The sequence below is a fragment of the Nocardia sp. A7 genome, from assembly GCF_046549215.1.
Classification (GTDB): Bacteria; Actinomycetota; Actinomycetes; order Mycobacteriales; family Mycobacteriaceae; genus Nocardia.
Window position 1 is genome coordinate 458,865 of record NZ_JAJPWE010000004.1, and the last position, 20,033, is coordinate 478,897.

Below are 20,033 nucleotides of genomic sequence, written 5' to 3' on the forward strand. Positions count from 1 at the left end.
CGTTTCTCGTGGCCGGTCACGCCGAATCCTGGGGAGTCGGAATAGATTGTGCTGCAATTGATTCCATGGAATGGATTCGGCCCGCCCACTCCTCGTCGGCATGCACGATCCGATCACGCGCGCCGCGGAACACCTGTCGAATGTCCTCGACGATCTGCGAATGCGCATCCAGGGTGGATGCGATGCTGTTCGCCTTCGCTCCTGCCAGCGAACGCAATCGCGTCACCAAGGTGCAAGCGGATATCAGCCGGGCATTGCCGTCGCCCAGCCCCCATTGCGTGTGCTCGCCGACCTCGACGGCAAGCGTCCGAATCCGCGCAATCACCCGCAGTAGTTCTTCACACGCATCATCGATCCCCGCGAACTCCGCCGGTCGCACCATGAGCGCGCCCGACCCGACATCCCACGTTTCGCCGCCCTCACCCGGATGCGCCACAGTTTCCCCCTCGATGACTGAAAAGTGCTGGTAAACCCCCTGATTCGATGTCGAACCTACGCTGGCCGCCGGACCCCGACAACCCCCGAAATCCCACCTGTGGACAACTCGGGCCTGTGGATAACTTTCCGCCGGGCCACCCCGCGTCGGCAGCCCGAACACCGCCCCCGAAGCCGGATATCCCGCGCATGACAGTTCGATGCCGGACGACCGTGCGATCCGGTGAGCGGGAACGAGACAATTAGACTGGACAACAGGACGCGCCGAGCGTCTGCGTGCGACCCTGTGCGAACGGGCACGCATGACGTACCGGGCACGAGCGAGGGAGGTGGGGTCGATGGCGTCGAGCACCGAAGATCGACGTTTCGAGGTGCTGCGAGCGATCGTCGCGGATTACGTCGCCACCAAGGAACCGATCGGTTCCAAGTCTCTCGTGGAACGGCACAACCTTGGCGTCTCCAGCGCCACCATTCGCAACGACATGGCGGTGCTCGAAGCCGAGGGCTACATCACCCAGCCGCACACGAGTTCGGGCCGCATCCCCACCGACAAGGGCTACCGCGAGTTCGTGGACCGGATCGCCGAGGTCAAACCGCTCTCCGGTGCCGAACGCCGGGCGATCATGGAATTCCTCGAATCCGGTGTCGACCTCGACGACGTCCTGCGCCGCGGCGTGCGCCTGCTGGCCCAGCTCACCCGCCAGGTCGCCGTCGTGCAGTACCCCACCGTCTCGGCCTCGATCGTGCGCCACATCGAGGTCGTCGCGCTCAACCCGGCCCGCCTGTTGCTGGTGGTGATCACCGATACCGGCCGCGTCGATCAGCGCATCGTCGACCTGGGCGCGGTGATCTCCGACGAAGACCTCGCCGCCGTGCGCGGCCTGCTCGGCGGCGCGATGGACGGCAAGCTGCTCTCGGCGGCCAGCGCCGCGGTGGCGGCTGTGCCCGAACGCGCACCGGCCAAGATCCGCGATGTGCTGATCCGGGTCTCCACCGTCCTGGTGGAGACGCTCGTCGAACATCCCGAAGAACGCCTCGTCCTCGGCGGCACCGCCAACCTCACCCGCAACGTCGCCGACTTCGGTTTCCCCGGTTCGCTGCGCAGCGTGCTGGAAGCCCTCGAAGAACAGGTCATCGTGCTCAAACTGCTCGCCGCGGCGCAGCAGCCGGGCCAGGTGATGGTGCAGATCGGCGAGGAGACCCAGGTCGAGCAGATCCGTGGCGCCTCGGTGGTCTCCACCGGCTACGGTGCGGCAGGCGCCGTATTGGGCGGCATGGGCGTGCTCGGCCCCACGCGGATGGACTACCCGGGCACGATGGCGTCGGTGGCGACCGTCGCCCGCTATATCGGCGAGGTGCTCGCCGAAAGGTGAAGCCAGCTCGGGATCCACGACGACCGGACTGTTAAGGTCGATACTCCGGCCGGTAAAGTTGAGTGGATTCGACTAAAGGATGCGCCCGGCGCTCGGCCGGCCCACACCGACCAAGGACTAGAGAACTCACGTGGCACGGGATTACTACGGACTGCTCGGCGTCGGCAAGAATGCCACCGACCAGGAGCTCAAGCGCGCTTACCGCAAACTGGCCCGCGAACTGCACCCCGATGTGAACCCGGACGAGGGCGCGCAGGCCCGCTTCAAGGAAGTCTCCACCGCCTACGAGGTGCTGACCGACCCCGAGAAGCGTCGGATCGTCGACCTCGGCGGTGACCCGCTCGAAAACGGCGGCGGTGGAGCAGGATTCAACGGCGCGGGCTTCGGCGGCCTCGGCGACGTGTTCGAGGCCTTCTTCGGCGGGATGAGCGGCCAGGGCGGTGGCCAGCGCAAGCCGCGCGGCCGCGTGCAGCCCGGCGCCGACTCGCTGATCCGCACCCGGCTCAGCCTGGCCGAATGCGCGGTCGGTGTCACCAAGCACCTGACCGTCGACACCGCGATTCTGTGTGACGTCTGCGTCGGTTCGGGCACCAACGGCAACTCCAAGCCGGTCCGCTGTGAGACCTGCGACGGCGCGGGCGAGGTGCAGTCGGTGCAGCGCTCGTTCCTCGGTCAGGTGCTCACCTCGCGTCCCTGCCCCACCTGCCGTGGCGCGGGCGAGACCATCCCCGACCCCTGCAACAAGTGTGGTGGCGACGGCCGGGTCCGCGCTCGTCGCGAGATCGCCGCGCCCATCCCGGCCGGTGTCGCCAGCGGCATGCGGGTTCGCCTGGCCGCGCAGGGCGAGGTCGGCCCCGGTGGCGGCCATGCCGGTGACCTCTACGTCGAGGTCGTCGAGCAGCCCCACGACACCTTCGTTCGCGACGGCGACGACCTGCACTGCACCGTCCGGGTGCCGATGGTCGACGCGATCCTGGGCACCACCGTGGTCGTCGACACCATCCTCGACGGTCCCACCGAGCTCACCATCGCGGCGGGCACCCAGCCCGGCGAGGTCATCCAGCTGCGCGCGCACGGCATGCCGCGGCTGCGTTCGGGTGCGCGCGGCGATCTGCTCGCCCACCTCGACATCGTCGTGCCGAGCAAGCTCGACGGCAGGCAGACCGACCTGCTGCGCAAGTTCAAGGGCATGCGTGACAAGGATCGCGCCGAGGTGATGTCGACCCAGTCCGAGCACAACAGCGGCCTGTTCGCCCGGCTGCGCGCGTCGTTCAGCGGACGCTGAGGCCGTGGCCGCGACGGTCTTCTACCTCGACGAGGTGCCCGAGCCGGGTGCCGTCGCGGTCCTCGACGGTCCGGAGGGTCGCCATGCCGCGACCGTGCGCCGGATCAAGGTCGGCGAGCCGATCACCCTGTCCGATGGACACGGCGTCCTCGCCGACTCGGAAGTCGTTGCGGCCCAGAAGGATCGCCTGGAGCTGGCGGTCCGCGACCGCCGCACGGCCACGCCACCCACCCCGCAGGTGACCGTGGTGCAGGCCTTGCCCAAGTCGGATCGCTCCGAGCTGGCCGTCGAGTTGATGACCGAGGCGGGCGCGGACCTGATCGTCCCGTGGCAGGCCGCGCGCTGCGTCGCGAACTGGGAAGCCAAGGCCGCCAAGGGAATCGAGAAGTGGCGTGCGACGGCCAGGTCCGCGGCCCGCCAATCCCGCCGCGCCTACATCCCCGAAATCGCCGGGCTGCACCGCACCCGCGACCTGGTCGAGCTGGTGCGAAAAGCCAAAGCGGACGGCGCGATCGTTGCCGCACTGCACGAATCCGGCGCGGGCAAGTTCACCGAACTGCCACTGGCCGAGGCGAGTGAAGTGGTCCTGATAGTCGGGCCCGAAGGTGGCCTCGACGACGCCGAACTGGCCGCGCTGGGCGAGGCCGGTGCCGACATCGTGCTCCTCGGCCCGACCGTCCTTCGGACCTCCACCGCGGCTGCCGTCGCGCTCGGTGCACTGGGGGCGTTGACCACACGCTGGTGAGCAGGAGTGGACCAGTGGGGATCGGGTATTCCGCTGGGGTCGGGAACGGCTTACCACGAGCGATATTTAACCGCTGTGCGGTGTCAGTGCTCGGCGGTAAACTGATCTCATCGAACACCAGGTCGAAACCGGAAGCAGGCTGTAGCCACTTTTGAAGAACTCAGGCGAGATCGGCAACCCCACCAACCCCGTATCAGACATCGGCGCAGGCGGTAGCAGTGCTGGTCCCGCGGCGCGAACCGTGCGTTCCAGCATCGAACTCGCCCCCGAGTCGGTTTTCGGTTTTCTAGGCTCGGCTGACCAGAACCTGCGTCAGCTGGAGAAACTGCTCCCGGCCGACATCCACGTTCGCGGCAACACCGTCACCATCACCGGTAAAGCGGGCGATGTGGCGCTGGCCGAGCGTGTGATCGAGCAGCTGGTCGCGATGACCGGCCGGAGCCGGGTGCTCACCCCCGAAACGGTGCGCCACACCATCTCGATGCTCACCGACGAGGGCGTGTCCGAATCGCCCGCCGAGGTGCTGAGCCTGGACATCCTGTCGCGGCGCGGCAAGATCATCCGTCCGAAGACACTGAATCAGAAGCGCTATGTCGACGCGATCGATGACAACACCATCGTGTTCGGCATCGGCCCCGCCGGTACCGGCAAGACCTACCTGGCCATGGCCAAGGCGGTGCAGGCCCTGCAGTCCAAGCAGGTCACTCGCATCATCCTGACCAGGCCCGCGGTCGAGGCCGGCGAGCGGCTCGGTTTCCTGCCCGGCACGCTCAACGACAAGATCGACCCGTACCTGCGCCCGCTCTACGACGCCCTGCACGACATGATGGACCCCGAAGCCATTCCCAAGCTGATGGCATCGGGTGTCATCGAGGTCGCGCCGCTGGCGTACATGCGTGGTCGCAGCCTCAATGACTCGTTCATCATCCTCGACGAGGCGCAGAACACCACGGCCGAGCAGATGAAGATGTTCCTCACCCGCCTCGGCTTCGGTTCGCGGATGGTGGTCACCGGTGACATCTCGCAGGTCGACCTGCCCAACGGGCAGCGCTCGGGTCTGCGGGCGGCCGCGGAGATCCTCACCGACATCGACGACATCCATTTCTCGGAGCTCACCAGTGCCGACGTGGTCCGCCACCGGCTGGTCTCCGACATCGTCGACGCCTACGACCGCTTCGAATCGGAGACCCGCGCGGTTCCCGGTCCGCACTACCCGGGCAATCGCGCTCAGCGCAGGGCCGCAGGTCGCAGCGACCGGCGCTGAGACCTACGCTGTGCCCTTGGCCGGCGGGGCCGGCGATCGGGGCGGGACACGATCAAGCTGGCCCGATGCCGCTCCCGGCGGCGTCGGGTCGGCACCGTACCCTGAACGGGTGAGCATCGAGATCGCCAACGAATCGGGTATGGACATTCCCGAAGAAGACCTGGTCAGCGTCGCACGTTTCGTGATCGCCCGGATGGATGTGCATCCGGCCGCCGAACTGTCGATGGTGCTCGTCGATCTCGACACCATGGCCGACCTGCACGTGCGCTGGATGGACCTGCCCGGCCCCACCGACGTGATGTCGTTCCCGATGGACGAGCTAGAGCCCGGCGGTCGTCCCGACAGCCCGGAGCCCGGCCCGTCCATGCTCGGCGACATCGTGTTGTGCCCGGAGTTCGCGATGGGTCAGGCGCAGAAGGCCGAACACTCCCTCGACCACGAGCTGGCCCTGCTCACCGTGCACGGCGTGCTCCACCTGCTCGGCTACGACCATGCCGAGCCGGAGGAGGAGAAGGAGATGTTCGCGCTGCAGGGCCAGCTGCTCGAGGAGTGGTACGTGAGCCTGAGCGAGGAACAGCGCCGCGCAGAGCTGGCCGAGCGTGACGACCGACTACTGGGCAAGGCAGGTTTCACCGCACCGGGTGAAGGCCCCGCGTGACCGTTCTTACCCTGATCTCGCTGGCCATCGTGTTGATCGGCATCGGCGGGGTGTTCGCGGGCGTCGACTCGGCATTGAACACGGTGTCACGAGCCAGGCTCGACGACATGGTCCGCGAGGATCGCTCGGGTGCCGCGCGACTGCGCACGATCGTCGACGACCGTCCGCGCTATGTGAATCTCGTTGTCCTGCTGCGCATTCTGTGCGAGATCACCGCCACCGTGCTGCTCGCCGCGGCGACCCTGGACATGTGGAACGAGAGTACGGCGCTGCTGGTCACCGCCACGCTGATGGTTGTGGTCTCCTACGTCGTGATCGGTGTCGGCCCACGCACCCTCGGACGCCAGCACGCCTACTCGATCGCGTTGGCCGCCGCGGTGCCGTTGCAGATCATCGGCGCGGTGCTCAGCCCGGTCAGTCGGCTGCTGATTCTGCTCGGCAACGCGATCACCCCTGGTAAGGGATTTCGCAACGGCCCCTTCGCTTCCGAGATCGAGTTGCGCGAGGTGGTCGACATGGCCCGTGAGCGGGGCGTGGTGGCCGACGACGAACGCCGGATGATCCAGTCGGTCTTCGAACTCGGCGACACCCCGGCCCGCGCGGTGATGGTGCCGCGCACCGAGATGGTGTGGATCGAGGACGACAAGACCGCCGCGCAGGCGATGTCACTGGCCGTGCGCTCCGGCCATTCCAGGATCCCGGTGATCGGCGAGAACGTCGACGACGTGCTCGGCGTGGTCTACCTGAAAGACCTTGTGCCCTATGCCGATCGCGCCCGCAAGGTCTCGGTGCGCGAGATGATGCGGTCCGCGATCTTCGTCCCCGATTCCAAGCCGCTCGACGAACTGCTCGACGAGATGCAGCGCCGCCGCAATCACATGGCGCTGCTGGTCGACGAATACGGCGGCATCGCGGGACTGGTGACGATCGAGGATGTGCTGGAGGAGATCGTCGGCGAGATCAACGACGAATACGACACCGACGAAACCCCGCCGGTGGAAGACCTCGGTGACGGCCGCTACCGCGTCTCGTCGCGGCTGTCGGTGGAAGACCTGGGGGAGCTGTACGGCCTCGATATCGAGGACGACGACGTCGACACGGTCGGCGGGCTGCTCGCGCACGAACTGGGGCGCGTCCCGCTGCCCGGCTCCAAGGTGACCGTCTACGGGCTGGTGCTGCGCGGCGAGGGCGGCGCCGACGCGCGCGGACGCATGCGAGTCAACACCGTGCTGGTGCGCCGGGTCGCCGAGAAGGCAGAGAAGGCCGAGAAGGCAGAGAAGAAGACCGACAAGCCCCGCAAGGGCACGACCGACGAGGCAACCGCCGACACCGACCAGGTGCGCGTGCCCGACGACAACGGAGAACACCATGAGTGAACTGAACGCCGAGGACAACAAGCTGCTGGTACTGGCGCGTGGCGCGCTGGGCCGCACCGGGGGCGCGAGCGGCGCCGCGGTACGCGACACCGACGGCCGCACCTACGCCGCGGGCGAAGTACAGCTCACCGCGCTGCGCCTGACCGCATTGCAGGCCGCCGTGGCTGCCGCGATCTCGAGCGGCGCCGAGGGCTTCGAAGCCGCGGTCGTTGTTGGCGGTGACGCCGAGGACGCGGGCATCGATGCGCTGCATGAGGTATCGCCCTCGGCCTCGGTCGTGCGCACCGACCGCACCGGCGCGGTGCTGAGCGAGGTGCACGGTGGCTGACAAGGAATTCCATTCCGGCTTCGTCTGTTTCGTCGGCCGACCCAATACCGGCAAGTCGACGCTGACCAACGCGCTGGTCGGCACCAAGATCGCGATCACCTCCTCGCGCCCGCAGACCACCCGCCACACCATCCGCGGCATCGTGCACCGCGAGGACGCCCAGCTGATCCTGGTCGACACCCCCGGCCTGCACCGCCCGCGCACCCTGCTCGGCCAGCGCCTCAACGACCTGGTCCGCGACACCTACTCCGAGGTCGACCTGATCGCGCTGTGCATCCCGGCCGACGAGAAGATCGGTCCCGGTGATCGCTGGATCGTCGAGCAGATCAGGATGATGGCGCCCAAGACCAAGATCCTCGGCGTGGTCACCAAGATCGACAAGGTGGGGCGCGACGAGATCGCCCACCAGCTGATGGCGCTGGTGAAGCTGCTCGGGCCCGAGTCCGAGGTCATCCCGGTGTCGGCCGTGAAGGGCGAACAGGTCGAGGTGCTCGTCGACCTGATCGCCTCGCTGATGCCCGAGGGCCCGGCGTTCTACCCCGACGGCGAGATCACCGACGAGCCGGAGGAAACCCTCATGGCCGAGCTGATCCGCGAGGCCGCCCTCGAGGGTGTGCGCGACGAGCTGCCGCACTCGCTGGCCGTGGTCATCGAGGACATCGAGCCCTACGCGGCGAACGAGGACATGCTCGAAGTGCATGCCCTGCTGTACGTGGAGCGGCCGAGTCAGAAGGCGATCATCATCGGCAAGAACGGTGCCCGCCTCAAGGAGGTCGGCACCAATGCCCGCAAGCAGATCGAGAACATTCTCGGCACTCGTATCTACCTGAACCTGCATGTGAAGGTCGCCAAGGATTGGCAGCGCGACCCGAAACAGCTGGGGAAGCTGGGCTTTTGACCGTTTGAGTGTCGGTGGTTCGGGGTATCGTTCGGCGAACACGCCGGTTCTTTCGGCGTGGTCGCTGTTCGCCCGGGGGAGGCCGAAGACGTGCCCGATGCCAATGATGTCGGCAAGCTGCTGGAGCTGCTGCGGGCGCTCGAGATTCCCGACACCCGCCCGCGCGTGCTGCGCACACTGGTACGCGGGCGGCGCACGCTGCCACGCCCGATCGTCGAGGTGGTCGGTGTCACCGGGCACACGGCGCTGATCGGCGAAATATACAGCTGGCTCAGCGAATCCGGGGGCAGGCGGGCGACTCCGCGCGTCAAGATCGACCTGCACGCGCCCGACCTGCCGCGCACGCAGCTCACCCCCGACCTCAACGCGATCGACGCGAGCCCGCACGCGGGAGATCAGGAGATCCCCGGCCACTGCCTGCCGATCGTGCAGCACCTGGTGGCGGGTTTCGCCGCCGACGACACCGCGATGGGCGCGATCAAGTTCCCGCGCTACCGCACCGCCGATTGGCTCACCCGCCAGCGGGTGACCTCCGACGAATCCGAGGCGCCCGACGAACTGCGCCGCAGGCTACCCAAGCTGCTACGCAGCGGTTCCTCGACCAACCGCTCCGATGCCACCGAAGGCGTTGCGGGCGGCATGTTTTCGAGCGTGGTCTTCGCGGTGCTGGCCCTGTGGCCGGTGCTGCGGTTGTGGCTGTGGGTGTCCGGGCGCATACCCGGCATGTCGAAGGTGACCCGGTGGTTCCTGCACCAGCGCTATCTGGCACCCGAATTGTCGGGCAGTTTCCTGGGTTTCGCGTCCCGGCTCACCGCGTCGCACCGGGTCGACGAAAACGAGGAGCAGGTCGCCAAGCTCCTCGTCCACGCCTTTCTCGAGGACCTGCGTGATGCGTACCGGCGCCGGATCTGGCGTCCGTCGAGCTGGCGGCGCACCGCGTACCCGGTGGCGCTGCTCGGTGGTCTGACCGAGGGTGGCGACGCCGCGCGCATCCTCACCTGGATCAACGAAATCCGTAACGAGACCGGCATTTTCGATCCGCTGGTGGTCGTGGCACTGCGCGATGAAGGGCCGATCCGCGAGGTCGGCGAGCTCTCGCACATCAGCGATCTGCGTCCGCTGCGCACCTTGGAAAGTCTCGCCGACGCGCCGACCCCGCAACCGCCCGATCCGTTGCAGGAGTGGGTGCGCGAAATCGACAACCGGCGCACCCATCGCCAGACCGACGCCTGGTTCCTGCCGTTGCGCGCGATCCTGCCGCCCGAGAGCACCCCGCGGGTCAGCGATGCCCGATTCCGTGGTCTCGCACTGCCACCCGCGCCACCGCTGGCCGCGCGCAGTTGGTTCGTCGGCCTGTGGGTGCTGATCCCGATCGTGCTCGCAGTGGCCGCGACGCTCGTGTATTTCCCGCCGCTGCGCGGTGTCGAATGTTCGCACTGGCCGTGGACCGGCGGTGTCTCGGTGAGTCTGCGCGGCGGTGAATGCGTCGGCTACAGCGACAACCCCCGCCAGACCTTCGCCGACGATCCCGAGTTGTCGGCGATGCAGCGAGAAGTGTTCCGGCTCAACGCCGAAGCTGGCGATGCGCGCGAGAGCAACCCGAATCGGCCGCTGGTCTCGCTGGTATATTTCGCGGGCCTGAGCTATGTCGACACCAATGTGCGCTACCCGCACGCCCAGGTGGAGGAACTGGCCGGACTGGCGGTACAGCAGCGTCGCGCGTTGCTGGCCTCCGACGAATCGGAACCGTTGCTGCGCATCATCATCGCCAATGGTGGTTCCAACATGCGCCACGCTGGTTGGGTGGTCGAGAACCCACTGCGCGAGCTCGTTGCCGATGACCCCAGCGTGTTGGGCGTCGTCGGAATAGATCGCAGCAACGACGAAACACGAAGGGCCATCACCCGTCTCGGCGAGCTCGGCGTGCCCGCCGTGGCGACGACACTGTCCGCCGATGGTCTCGAACAGGCCTCGCCGCTGTATTTCCAAGCCGCACCGAGCAATACGGTGCAGGCCCGCCTGGTCGCCGACTATGCGCAGGGTGCGCGCGATCTCACCGGCGCACCCCGCTACGACAAGGTGGCGATCTATCATCCCGACGACAAGGGCGATCTGTACGTGACCACCCTGGTCGAGGACTTGCAGAAAGAACTCACCGAACGCGGTGTGGCGCAGCAGAGTATGAGCTGGCGCGAACAACAGCAGCTCTACCGTTTCCCCGCGCCCTGCGAAACGGCCGGTTTCGACCGAAAGACCCTGCTGTTCTTCGCGGGCCGCAACGACGACTTCCCGACCTTCGCCAAATCGATGAGTCGCGGCTGCTTGAGCGGCGCGGGCCCGGCGATCCTCGGCAACGACGCGGTGACCCGGCTGATCACCGATCCGAAGGCCACCGCCGCGCTGCCCGCCAACCTCACCGTGCGCTACGTGTCCAAGGCATCGCCGGTGATGCTCGGTGGCGCCGATTGTGTCAATGGCATAGGCAAACTCGGCGACCAGCCGGTGCCGTTCGAACACGAACAGCTGTGCACCGAACTGGCCGGGTTGATCGAAGACCTGCGTGGTTATCCCGACCTCGTCGATTACCGGCCCACCTGGGCAGGCGACCGCACCGGCCTGGCCTTCGACGCGAGCGGCCTGTTCCTCCAAGCGGTGCGCAGCAGCCGTGGCGTGCTGGCCGACCCGAACCGAACCGCCATCGCGGTCCAACTGCGCGAGTCCGATTATCGCGGCGTCACCGGCACTCTCGGCTTCTCGACCAGCCGAGTCGCCGACGGCTCGTCGATCGCGGTCCTGGTCACCACCGCGGTCGGCGGAGCGGGCCCCCAACGCTGCCTGATGATGTTCCCCCGGCAGACCGGCCAGGACGGCTGTCCGTCGGGCACGAGGAGCGATCTCGAAAGGTGGGTTGAACCGGGGCGGTAAAGGCTCCGCGGTTCACCACCACTGTGTGGGTCGTGCCTGCTCCCAATGCATTGTCGATTCCAGTTGCGCGGCAAGCGAAATCAGCAGGGGTTCGGTGTTTGCGGTGCCCATCAACTGCGCGCCGATCGGTAGCCCGGCATCGGTGAACCCGGCCGGCACGTTCACGCTCGGCCAGCCGAGGACGTTCCACGGCCAGGTGTAGGGGCAAGCTGCGGTGATCAGGTTGTTGGTCGCGCCGACGCCGATTCCGTCGATCTCTTCCACGCGCGGGGGAGGGGTGGCCGTGGTCGGCGCCAACACGAGGTCGTAGTCGTCGAAGAATGAGCCGATTCGCTTGTGTAGCAGGGGCTCCGCGAGCCGGGCCGCGGTGAGCGCGGGTCCGGTGAGGACTCGGCCGATCCGCGCATTGGCCGTGGTCCTCGGGTCGACAACCGACCCGGGCAGATCCCGGTGCACTCGGCTGATCCCCGCCAGCGAACGCGGCAGGAAGGACGCGCCGATCATCAACCCGTAGTGCAGGTTTGTCACGGTGACGGTGTGGCCGAGTGTGCGCAGGGTACCGGCCAGCGCGTGCACGGCCGCCGCGATCTCTGGATCGAGCGCGGTCTTGGTCGCGGTGTACGGAATGCTCAGGGAGAGCGCGATTCTGAGCTTGCCGGGATCGCGCCCGACCGCCGCACTCGCATCGATCGGCGCGGGCTTGTGCCGGTCGCCCTCGTGCGGTCCGGCGGCGATATCGAGCAGCAGCGCCGCGTCACGCACGGTGCGCGCGAGCGGCCCGTTCACGGTGAGCCCGTTGAACGCCTCCGCCAGCGGCCAGGTGGAGATGCGCCCGCGCTGCGGCTTGATCCCGACCAGATTCGTCCACGAGGCCGGAATACGCACCGACCCCGCACCGTCGGAACCCAGTGCGGCAGAGACCAATCCGGCCGCGACCGCCGCCGCCGACCCACCCGACGACCCACCCGGTGTACGGGTGCGATCCCACGGATTGCGGGTGTATCCGAACGCGTCACCACTGGTGAACGGCAACTGCCCCAGCTCGCAGGTGTTGGCCTTGCCGACGATCACCGCCCCCGCCGCGCGCAACCGGCGCACCGATTCGGCGTCCGCGGTCTTCGGCGTGAACTCCCCACCGCAGCCGAACGCGGTGACCTCACCACTGATGTCGGTGTCGTCCTTCACCGCGATCGGCACGCCCAACAGCGGCAGTCGCACCCCCGCCGCCAGCCGCGCATCGGCCTCGGCGGCTTCTCGCAACGCCGCCTCGCGACGCACGACCCGAAACGCGTTGAGCGTCGGCTGGGACGCTTCGATGCGGTCGAGCGCGTCGGTCACGGCGGCAACCGAGGAGATACCGCCCTCGGCGATGGCCGCGGACAGTTCGGTGAGGCCGAGCTCGGCCGAGGAATTCGGCGCGAGGTGGTCGGGCGCGGACATCTGAGCTCCGTCTCTGCAGGTAGTTGGCTCGACCGTAACGCGAAGCTGGTCACCCGTCCACATCCCCTAGGGTGGGTATAGACATACATACAGGATGTATGTAAGAGTGAACACGCCCAGCATTCGACCAGGGGAGGACCCCATGGGAATCAGCTCAGCACTCGGCCCGGCGCACGAGATCGCCCTGTCGTCCGGCCGCGTCCGCTACCACGACACCGGCACCGGATCGCCGGTCGTGTTCGTCCACGGACTGCTCGTCAACGCCGATCTGTGGCGGGGTGTGGTGCCCGGCCTCGCCGCCACCGGACACCGTTGCCTCACACCCGACTGGCCACTCGGCTCGCATTCGATCCCGATGCCCGCCGCCGACCTGACGCCTACCGGCATCGCGGATCTGATCGGCGAGTTCCTCGAGGCGCTCGACCTCACCGATGTCACGATCGTCGCCAACGACACCGGCGGTGCGCTCACCCAGATCCTGATGACGCGCAGACCGGAACGGATCGGCCGCGTCGTCCTGGCCGCCGTCGACTGCTATGAGATCTGGCCGCAGCCTTTCACGACCCTGCTGAAGGTCGCGAAGATCCCGGGCACGATCGCCCCGCTGCTGGCCCCGATGCGGTGGCGGTTCATGCAGCGGTTGCCGCTCGGCTTCGGCTGGCTGACCAAACACGATCTGCCGCACGAGATCGCGGAGTCCTTTCTGCGGCCGGCCCGGCGCAGCGCCGCGATCCGCGCGGACCTGCGCCGCTTCGCCGCGACGGCTGACAAGGGGTGCACCCTGGCCGCCGCCGAACGTTTCGCCGAGGTCGACCTCCCGGTGCTCGTCGTCTGGTCGACCGAAGACAAACTGTTCCCGATGACCCTGGCCGAACGCCTGGTCGCCGACCTGCCCCGGGCGACCCTGCGCACCGTCGACAATTCCTACACCTTCATTTCCGAGGACCGGCCGGAGTTGCTCACCGAACTGATCGTGGAGTTCACTCGGCTCCATGCAGCGCCGTAGCCAGGAGGATCGCTCCCGCACCACCCGAGCCGCGCTCGAGCGGGCAGGCCGCAGCCTGTTCGGCGAGCGCGGCTTCGCCGGTACGTCGGCCGAGCAGTTGGTGGCCGCCGCCGGTGTCACCCGCGGCGCCCTGCACCACCACTACGGCGACAAGCGCGGACTGTTCCTCGCCGTCCTCGAACAGGTCGAGACCGAGGCCACCGCGGAGATCGAGAGCGCGGTGGCCGCTGTCGACCGCGCCGACGTGCTCGGCGGCATGACCGCGGGTCTGGCATGTCTTCTCGAACTCTGCGGGCGCCCGGAAATGGTGCGCATCGTGCTGATGGACGCTCCGACCGTGCTCGGCTGGCCCGCCTTCCGTGAATTCGAGGCCCGCCACGGCCTGGGCCTCATCACCGCCGAACTGCAACGCGCCACCGACGCGGGCCTGCTCCCGGTCGCCCCCGTCCCGGTACTCGCGCAGCTGCTGCTCAGCGCCATCACCGAAGCCTCGCTCATCGTCGCCCACTCCGCCGATCCCGACCGTGCTCGCGCCGAGACCCAGCAATCGCTGCTGCTGCTCATCAGCGGTCTGCTCCAGCGGAGCTGAGCTGTCGCGCGGCGACATCGTGTCCGTGATCGCGGTGTCGGGCCGACATGCAAGACTGGGCGCGTGCGGTTGTATCGGGATGAGGCGGTGGTGGTTCGCCAGCACAAGCTGGGCGAGGCCGATCGCATCGTCACGCTCCTGACCAGGCAACACGGGCTTGTCCGGGCGGTGGCGAAGGGGGTGCGGCGCACCAAGTCGAAGTTCGGGGCGCGGTTGGAGCCGTTCTCCTACATCGACGTGCAGTTGCACCCGGGCCGCACGCTCGACATCGTCACCCAGGTGATCACCGTGGAGGCGTTCGCCGCCGACATCATCGACGACTACGGCCGCTACACCACCGCGTGCGCGATCCTGGAAACCGCCGAACGCCTCGCGGGCGAAGAACGCGCGCCCGCCCCGAAACTGCACGTCCTCACCGCGGGTGCCCTGCGCGCGATCGCCGCCAAACAACGCCCCCACGAACTGATCCTCGACGCATTCCTGTTGCGCGCCATGGGTTTCGCCGGTTGGGCACCCGCGCTCGACGAATGCGCCCGCTGTGCCACCCCCGGCCCGCACCGCGCCTTCCATGTGGGAGCGGGCGGCGCGGTCTGTGTGCACTGTCGGCCGCCGGGCGCGAGTACGCCGCTCACCGGGGTGCTCGATCTGCTCGTCGCGCTGTTGAAGGGGGAGTGGGCCTACATCGACGGCGTCCCCGACAACGTCCGCCGCCAGGCCAGCGGTCTCGTCGCCGCCCACCTGCAGTGGCACCTGGAACGTCAGTTGCGCACGCTGCCGCTGATCGAACGATCCCGCATCGAATCCCCGACGGCAGTGGTTCGGTCCGACGCAGGTGTCGTCGGCCGGGCCGGCTGACCAGGCCGAGCTACCTATCGCGCGCTCGCGTCCGCCGAGTCGGTCGCAGTGCGCGCGGCCTACTCGGTGCCCACGAGTAGCTCGACTGACGACCGGTCCGCCCGTCAACCCGGAGCCCGTGCAGCCCGCACCCGGCGATCAGGCAGGATGGATGCCGTGATCCTGCGCCGTGACTCTTCTCCCGCGAGCAAGGACGGCACCCGCACCGTGCGCCCGCCGTCTCTGCATCCCTCCGGCGCGCGCCCGCCCGCGATCCCGCCGGAGCTCGTGCCCAACCACGTCGCGTTGGTGATGGACGGCAACGGCCGCTGGGCTCAGGAGCGTGGCCTGCCGCGCACCGCCGGACACGAACGCGGCGAGGCCGTGCTCATGGACTCCGTCGAAGGCTGCATCGAGATCGGCGTCAAGTGGCTCTCGGCCTACGCCTTCTCCACCGAGAACTGGCGCCGCAGCCCCGACGAGGTGCGCTTCCTGATGGGCTTCAACCGCGACGTGATCCGCCGCCGCCGCGACGAGATGCACGACATGGGAGTGCGCGTGCGCTGGGCCGGGCGCCGACCTCGCCTGTGGCGCAGTGTGATCAAGGAACTCGAGGTGGCCGAAGAGCTCACCAAGGACAACGATGTGATGACGTTGACCATGTGCGTCAACTACGGCGGCCGTGCCGAAATCGCCGACGCCGCAAGGGAAATCGCGCGCCGGGTGGCCGCGGGCGAGATCGACCCGGAGAAGGTCGACGAGGCCACCGTCGCGAAATACCTCGACGAACCCGACATGCCCGACGTCGACCTTTTCCTTCGCCCCTCCGGTGAGTTCCGCAGCTCCAACTTCCTGATCTGGCAGGCGGCCTACGCCGAATTCGTTTACCAGGACACACTTTTCCCCGACTTCGACCGGCGTAACCTGTGGGACGCGTGCCTGGAATACGCCAAGCGCGACCGTCGCTTCGGTGGCGCGAAATGAGCCAGGAAATGAGCGACGAAGCCAACGTGGTCAGCCCCGAGATCGACCTGCAGGCGCGCACCGGTGCCTGTCTGCAGATGCAGGAAATAGACGTGCGCGTCGACGCCGACGGATCGCTCGGTTTCGAATACAACGGCGCCCTGTGCTCGATCCGCGCCGTGACCCTGGCACCGGGCCTCACCGTGCTGTCGCTCACCAGCGTGCTGGCGTGGGATCGCCCGCTCAAGCCCCAATTGCACAAGCGAGTCGCCGAGCGCAACAACGAGATTCAGTTCGGCTCGGTCACCCTGATCGCCCGCGGCAAACTCGGCGACGTCATCCTGCGCTACACCTTCCCCGCCGAGGGTCTCGACGACGGGGCGCTCACCACCATGCTGCTGCTGGCACTGTCCGGCGCGAACAAGGCCCGTCAGGGTTTGCTCGCGCCGTAGCGCGTGCTAGTTGCCGGGCTTCCAGGTGATCTTGCCGCCCTGGAAATCCTGGGCCTTGCCGCCCTGGTAGTCGTATTCGTCGCTGGTCGGGTAGCCGTAGCGGCCGCCCTCGGCGCCCGCGCGCGTCCAGTCGGCCTGGATGCTGCCCCAGACCGCGTGCGCGCCGGTCTTGGCCGTCCAGTAGATGGCGCCGGTCGGGAACATGGTGAACTGGCCGTCGCCCTTGCCCGCGGCGGAGACGTCGGTGAGCGGGAAGCCGAGCGGGCTCGACTCCCAGCCGAGTGCGCCCCACTTGTCCCGGATCGGGCCGCTGATCTGATGCGCGCCGGTGCCGACGGACCAGTAGATCGAGCCCTTCTGGAAGTGGTTGTAGCGACCGCCGCCCGACGGGGTGGACTGCTCGCGACCGGTCGGGTAGCCGAGCGGGCCCGACTCGTTGCCCGTCGCGGCGAACTTGTCCCGGATCTGGCCCGCGACGGTGTTGGCGTTGGTGTCGGGATGCCAGTAGATGGCCGCGTTGTTGGCGAAGGTCTGGTACTTGCCACCGGCCGCCGCATCGGCCTCCGGGGAGGTCGGCTCACCCAGCGCCGGGCCACCCGCCTGGTCGTACTCGATCTCGATCGCGCCGCCCACCTCGAATCCGCCGATCATCCGCGCCTGCGCGGTGCCTGCCATGGCCGCGGGCAACGCGGCCGCGACGGTGACGGTCGCCAGCGCGGCCAAGCCGCGTGATCGAACGGTTCGACGGTGAAATGTCACAGAAACTCCCTGGTCGGATCGATATTCAACGATGTCCGGCGCTCGGGACCCCCTCCGGTGCCGCACCCGAACCTACCCGTTGTGCGGCGGTGGCAACAGTGGCCTTGCTCACCCCGGGTGGCGGTGCGGCGGTCCCGGCAGCATGATCTCGAGGCCGCGGGCGAAGTCGTCCGGTGCGACGTCCCCGAGTAGCAGGTGCTGCAGGATGAACCCCGGCAGCAAGCCGATGAGCGTCTTGGCGATCACGTCGGAATCTGTGCCGGGGGGCAGCCAACCGGATTCGCACAACCGGTCCGCGTACTCGAACCACAGCTCGCGCATCGACGCGATGGCGTTGCGGACCGGGACGGCCGCCTCGTCGGAGACCAAGGCCAGCGCCCACGCCTGCGGGGCGAGCCGCAGCGGACCGTCGGGACCACTGCGCTTGACGATCTCGCTTGTCAGCAGCCGGATGACCTCCGAGGGGGGAGGGAGAGTTTCACCGCGAATGATCTCGGCGAGCCGCTCGCGCAACGGTCCCATCGTGCGGTGCACGAGCGCGCCGATGATCTCGTTCTTGCTGGTGAAGTACCGATAGACCGCACCCGCCGACATCTGCGATTCGGCGAACACGTCCTGCATCGAAGTCTCGTGGAACCCCTTCCTGGCGAAGCACAGCTGCGCGGCGTCGAGGATCTGCTGCCTGCGGCGTTCCAGGTGTTCTTCGCTGACTCGGGGCATGGGTCAAAAGTAAAACGAATATCCGTTCTTGACAAGCGAGGTGCCGTGCTGTCACGGTAGAAGCATCAAAAAGAACGAACATTCGCTTTAAGGGGAGAATGCCGACATGACGATCACCCGCCGAGCCGTAGCCCTCGGTCTCGCGGCCACCGCGATCCAGGCGCTGATGCTCATCGCCTTCGCCTGGCCCACCGTCAATATCGCCCCGCGCGACCTGCCGATCGCCGTCGCGGGTCCCGCCTCCGCCCAGATCGCCCAGCAACTGCAGCAGCGTGACCCCGGCGCCTTCGAGATCACCACCCTCGCCGACGCGTCCGCGGCGCGAAACGCGCTGGCCGACAGGGAAATCTACGGCGCGATCGTCACCGGCAACGGCGCACCGCAGGTCATGGTTGCTTCCGCCGCCGCACCCGCCGTCGCCCAGCAACTCACCGCCGTCGCCCAACAGCTCAGCGGCGTCCCCGCCGTCGCGGTCCAAGACGTGATCGCCACCGACCCCGACGACCCCCGCGGCGCCGGCTTCGGCTCGATGGTCCTACCCCTGGTCATGTCCGGCATCGCCGCGGGCGTCCTGCTCACCCTTTTGATCCCGTCCCTCAGCGCCCGCCTCGCAGGCCTGACCACCTTCGCCATCGCAGGTGGGCTCCTCAGCACCCTCGTCTTCCACACCTGGCTCTCGATCCTGCCCGGCTCCTACCTCGAACTGGCCGCCATCGCCGGCCTCGCCTCCTTCGCGGTCGCCGCGACAATCGTCGGCCTGGCCGCCGCCATCGGCCGCCCTGGCATCGGCCTTGGCGCCCTCACCATGCTGCTGATCGGCAACCCGTTCTCCGCCGCCACCTCAGCCCCCGAACTCCTGCCCCAGCCCTGGGGAACCATCGGCCAACTCCTCCCGCCCGGCGCGGCGACTTCCCTCCTTCGCTCCGTCGCCTACTTCGACGGCGCGGGCGCGGTCGGGCCGCTGACAGTGCTGCTGGTGTGGGCTGTGTCGGGAGTGGCTCTGCTCGGCCTCGGCGCACTGCGGACGCCCAAGGCCGCTGCCCCCGCTGCCCCCGCTGCCGCAGCCGGACAGGTGGCGGTACCCGCCTGAGAGGCCGCGACGTCACATGGCCGGGTCTGGACTGCGTACGTCGGCGTCCAGGCCCAGTCGTGTGTGGTCGGCAACTACGGTGGGCGCGTGAGCGGGCCTTGCCCGGACGCAATTGGGGGACAGGGCGGCGCGGACCCCTTCGTCGGTGATGCGGGGGTGTCGAACGGCCGCGAGCTGGTGGGCGCCGATCTCGACGGGATGGAACAGCCCCGTGCGCACCAACCACAGCGCGGCCCACACCACCTCGTCCTCGGTGATCGGCTCGCCGCGCCAGCGAACCGACGTCGCGACAGTGAATGCTCCGAGCAGCGGCGCCGGGTTGCCGGAAATGTCTTCGTTGTAGGCCCACTTCAGCACCGCTTCGCGCACTGCCCACTGACGGTCGGCGTAGCCGGGCATCGTTCTCGCAGCACTGCTCAACCGCAGCCTTCCCGACCTGTCCATGTCACTCCTCGTTTTCGATCCAGTAGCTGGTGACCCAGCCATCGGCGGACCAAGGGCCCGACCGGTCGCTCCGGTCGGGCCCGCACAGCACGAGTTGTCAGTCCTGCTCGGCACGCTGACGTGCCTCGTTGGCGGCTACCTCGGCTCGGGCCTTCTCGGCTTCGGCTTCCTTCTGCGCGACCTCACGCTCGGAAGCTGCTTTGTCCCGCTGTGCCTTGCCTTCACGCAGCAGCGAGTCGTCGCCGACGGCAGCGCCCGCGACCTCCTTGGCCTTGCCCTTCACGGCATCCGCGACGCCCTTGACTCCGGCCTCGACTCCACTGTCCTTATCCGACACGGCGTTCCCCTTCCGATAGGCCTTGTGGTTGTCCCTGCGTGACTGCGACGGCACACAGGGAGGTGGCAGCCCTTCGACTGCCGTTTACAAGATAAACACATCTTCGTTTATC

At 68.0% G+C, this 20,033-nt stretch carries 21 protein-coding genes; 15 read left to right on the plus strand and 6 right to left on the minus strand.

Annotated elements, in window-relative coordinates:
* Nucleotides 1-16: 16 nt before the first annotated feature.
* Nucleotides 17-436: a hypothetical protein gene (locus ACLJPD_RS24095; protein WP_410875051.1), complete on the minus strand. Its 420-nt coding sequence runs from the start codon at nucleotides 434-436 to the stop codon at nucleotides 17-19.
* Nucleotides 437-773: 337 nt separating this feature from the next.
* Here ACLJPD_RS24095 and hrcA point away from each other — a divergent pair, with 337 nt between their 5' ends.
* The 9 genes from hrcA to ACLJPD_RS24140 all read left to right on the plus strand — a co-directional run bounded on the left by hrcA (nucleotide 774) and on the right by ACLJPD_RS24140 (nucleotide 11,287).
* The gene (hrcA, locus tag ACLJPD_RS24100) at nucleotides 774-1,808 is read left to right on the plus strand and encodes a heat-inducible transcriptional repressor HrcA (RefSeq protein WP_410875052.1); all 1,035 of its coding nucleotides are present in this window, start codon (nucleotides 774-776) and stop codon (nucleotides 1,806-1,808) included.
* Nucleotides 1,809-1,938: 130 nt separating this feature from the next.
* Nucleotides 1,939-3,093, plus strand: coding sequence for a molecular chaperone DnaJ (gene dnaJ / locus ACLJPD_RS24105; protein ID WP_101463914.1), 1,155 nt, complete (start codon nucleotides 1,939-1,941; stop codon nucleotides 3,091-3,093).
* A gap of 4 nt (nucleotides 3,094-3,097) precedes the next feature.
* Nucleotides 3,098-3,838: a 16S rRNA (uracil(1498)-N(3))-methyltransferase gene (locus ACLJPD_RS24110; RefSeq protein ID WP_410875053.1), complete on the plus strand. Its 741-nt coding sequence runs from the start codon at nucleotides 3,098-3,100 to the stop codon at nucleotides 3,836-3,838.
* A 199-nt stretch (nucleotides 3,839-4,037) separates the two neighbouring features.
* Nucleotides 4,038-5,102, plus strand: coding sequence for a PhoH family protein (locus tag ACLJPD_RS24115; RefSeq protein ID WP_410875428.1), 1,065 nt, complete (start codon nucleotides 4,038-4,040; stop codon nucleotides 5,100-5,102).
* Between the two features lie 109 nt (nucleotides 5,103-5,211).
* The gene (gene ybeY / locus ACLJPD_RS24120) at nucleotides 5,212-5,760 is read left to right on the plus strand and encodes an rRNA maturation RNase YbeY (RefSeq protein WP_410875054.1); all 549 of its coding nucleotides are present in this window, start codon (nucleotides 5,212-5,214) and stop codon (nucleotides 5,758-5,760) included.
* Nucleotides 5,757-7,136 carry a hemolysin family protein gene (locus ACLJPD_RS24125; RefSeq protein WP_410875055.1) on the plus strand — a complete coding sequence of 460 codons (1,380 nt, stop codon included), beginning with the start codon at nucleotides 5,757-5,759 and terminating at the stop codon, nucleotides 7,134-7,136. Before ybeY ends, ACLJPD_RS24125 begins: the two co-directional genes overlap by 4 nt.
* Entirely contained in the window at nucleotides 7,129-7,464 is a 336-nt protein-coding gene (locus ACLJPD_RS24130; RefSeq protein ID WP_410875056.1) for a cytidine deaminase, read from the plus strand. Before ACLJPD_RS24125 ends, ACLJPD_RS24130 begins: the two co-directional genes overlap by 8 nt.
* Nucleotides 7,457-8,362, plus strand: a complete 906-nt coding sequence (gene era, locus ACLJPD_RS24135) for a GTPase Era (protein WP_410875057.1) — start codon at nucleotides 7,457-7,459, stop codon at nucleotides 8,360-8,362. Before ACLJPD_RS24130 ends, era begins: the two co-directional genes overlap by 8 nt.
* Nucleotides 8,363-8,419: 57 nt before the next feature.
* Nucleotides 8,420-11,287, plus strand: a complete 2,868-nt coding sequence (locus tag ACLJPD_RS24140; protein WP_410875058.1) for a hypothetical protein — start codon at nucleotides 8,420-8,422, stop codon at nucleotides 11,285-11,287.
* Between the two features lie 12 nt (nucleotides 11,288-11,299).
* Here the strand turns inward: ACLJPD_RS24140 and ACLJPD_RS24145 are convergent, their stop codons facing one another.
* A complete protein-coding gene (locus ACLJPD_RS24145; protein ID WP_410875059.1) occupies nucleotides 11,300-12,727 on the minus strand; it encodes an amidase in 1,428 nt (475 codons plus the stop codon).
* Between the two features lie 142 nt (nucleotides 12,728-12,869).
* Between ACLJPD_RS24145 and ACLJPD_RS24150 the strand changes: the two genes are divergently transcribed.
* The 5 genes from ACLJPD_RS24150 to ACLJPD_RS24170 all read left to right on the plus strand — a co-directional run bounded on the left by ACLJPD_RS24150 (nucleotide 12,870) and on the right by ACLJPD_RS24170 (nucleotide 16,571).
* Entirely contained in the window at nucleotides 12,870-13,733 is an 864-nt protein-coding gene (locus ACLJPD_RS24150) for an alpha/beta fold hydrolase (protein WP_410875060.1), read from the plus strand.
* On the plus strand, nucleotides 13,720-14,322 hold the full coding sequence (locus ACLJPD_RS24155; RefSeq protein WP_410875061.1) for a TetR/AcrR family transcriptional regulator: 603 nt from the start codon (nucleotides 13,720-13,722) through the stop codon (nucleotides 14,320-14,322). Before ACLJPD_RS24150 ends, ACLJPD_RS24155 begins: the two co-directional genes overlap by 14 nt.
* 63 nt (nucleotides 14,323-14,385) lie before the next feature.
* Nucleotides 14,386-15,177, plus strand: coding sequence for a DNA repair protein RecO (gene recO / locus ACLJPD_RS24160; RefSeq protein ID WP_410875062.1), 792 nt, complete (start codon nucleotides 14,386-14,388; stop codon nucleotides 15,175-15,177).
* Between the two features lie 147 nt (nucleotides 15,178-15,324).
* Nucleotides 15,325-16,140 (plus strand): isoprenyl transferase, encoded by an 816-nt coding sequence (locus ACLJPD_RS24165; protein WP_410875063.1) that lies wholly within the window; start codon nucleotides 15,325-15,327, stop codon nucleotides 16,138-16,140.
* 77 nt (nucleotides 16,141-16,217) lie between these two features.
* Entirely contained in the window at nucleotides 16,218-16,571 is a 354-nt protein-coding gene (locus ACLJPD_RS24170; RefSeq protein WP_378608421.1) for a YbjN domain-containing protein, read from the plus strand.
* A 6-nt stretch (nucleotides 16,572-16,577) separates the two neighbouring features.
* On the opposite strand, the gene ACLJPD_RS24175 is transcribed toward ACLJPD_RS24170, so the two are convergent.
* Both ACLJPD_RS24175 and ACLJPD_RS24180 read right to left on the minus strand, forming a co-directional pair.
* Nucleotides 16,578-17,330 carry an LGFP repeat-containing protein gene (locus ACLJPD_RS24175; protein WP_410875064.1) on the minus strand — a complete coding sequence of 251 codons (753 nt, stop codon included), beginning with the start codon at nucleotides 17,328-17,330 and terminating at the stop codon, nucleotides 16,578-16,580.
* Between the two features lie 108 nt (nucleotides 17,331-17,438).
* Nucleotides 17,439-18,050: a TetR/AcrR family transcriptional regulator gene (locus ACLJPD_RS24180; RefSeq protein WP_410875065.1), complete on the minus strand. Its 612-nt coding sequence runs from the start codon at nucleotides 18,048-18,050 to the stop codon at nucleotides 17,439-17,441.
* 106 nt (nucleotides 18,051-18,156) lie between these two features.
* On the opposite strand from ACLJPD_RS24180, the gene ACLJPD_RS24185 reads away from it, so the two are divergent.
* A complete protein-coding gene (locus ACLJPD_RS24185; RefSeq protein WP_410875066.1) occupies nucleotides 18,157-19,140 on the plus strand; it encodes a hypothetical protein in 984 nt (327 codons plus the stop codon).
* Nucleotides 19,141-19,152: 12 nt separating this feature from the next.
* On the opposite strand, the gene ACLJPD_RS24190 is transcribed toward ACLJPD_RS24185, so the two are convergent.
* The gene (locus ACLJPD_RS24190; RefSeq protein ID WP_410875067.1) at nucleotides 19,153-19,584 is read right to left on the minus strand and encodes a hypothetical protein; all 432 of its coding nucleotides are present in this window, start codon (nucleotides 19,582-19,584) and stop codon (nucleotides 19,153-19,155) included.
* Nucleotides 19,585-19,681: 97 nt separating this feature from the next.
* Nucleotides 19,682-19,921 carry a CsbD family protein gene (locus ACLJPD_RS24195; RefSeq protein ID WP_410875068.1) on the minus strand — a complete coding sequence of 80 codons (240 nt, stop codon included), beginning with the start codon at nucleotides 19,919-19,921 and terminating at the stop codon, nucleotides 19,682-19,684.
* Between the last annotated feature and the right edge of the window lie 112 nt (nucleotides 19,922-20,033).

What these genes read in the sequence shown, in the direction of transcription:
- hrcA (WP_410875052.1), top strand. Translation starts at nt 774, where the DNA reads ATGGCGTCGAGCACCGAAGATCGACGTTTCGAGGTGCTGCGAGCGATC.
- ACLJPD_RS24130 (WP_410875056.1), top strand. Translation starts at nt 7,129, where the DNA reads ATGAGTGAACTGAACGCCGAGGACAACAAGCTGCTGGTACTGGCGCGT.
- ACLJPD_RS24145 (WP_410875059.1), bottom strand. Translation starts at nt 12,727, where the DNA reads ATGTCCGCGCCCGACCACCTCGCGCCGAATTCCTCGGCCGAGCTCGGC.
- ACLJPD_RS24150 (WP_410875060.1), top strand. Translation starts at nt 12,870, where the DNA reads ATGGGAATCAGCTCAGCACTCGGCCCGGCGCACGAGATCGCCCTGTCG.
- ACLJPD_RS24155 (WP_410875061.1), top strand. Translation starts at nt 13,720, where the DNA reads ATGCAGCGCCGTAGCCAGGAGGATCGCTCCCGCACCACCCGAGCCGCG.
- ACLJPD_RS24165 (WP_410875063.1), top strand. Translation starts at nt 15,325, where the DNA reads ATGGATGCCGTGATCCTGCGCCGTGACTCTTCTCCCGCGAGCAAGGAC.
- ACLJPD_RS24170 (WP_378608421.1), top strand. Translation starts at nt 16,218, where the DNA reads ATGCAGGAAATAGACGTGCGCGTCGACGCCGACGGATCGCTCGGTTTC.
- ACLJPD_RS24180 (WP_410875065.1), bottom strand. Translation starts at nt 18,050, where the DNA reads ATGCCCCGAGTCAGCGAAGAACACCTGGAACGCCGCAGGCAGCAGATC.
- ACLJPD_RS24185 (WP_410875066.1), top strand. Translation starts at nt 18,157, where the DNA reads ATGACGATCACCCGCCGAGCCGTAGCCCTCGGTCTCGCGGCCACCGCG.
- ACLJPD_RS24190 (WP_410875067.1), bottom strand. Translation starts at nt 19,584, where the DNA reads ATGGACAGGTCGGGAAGGCTGCGGTTGAGCAGTGCTGCGAGAACGATG.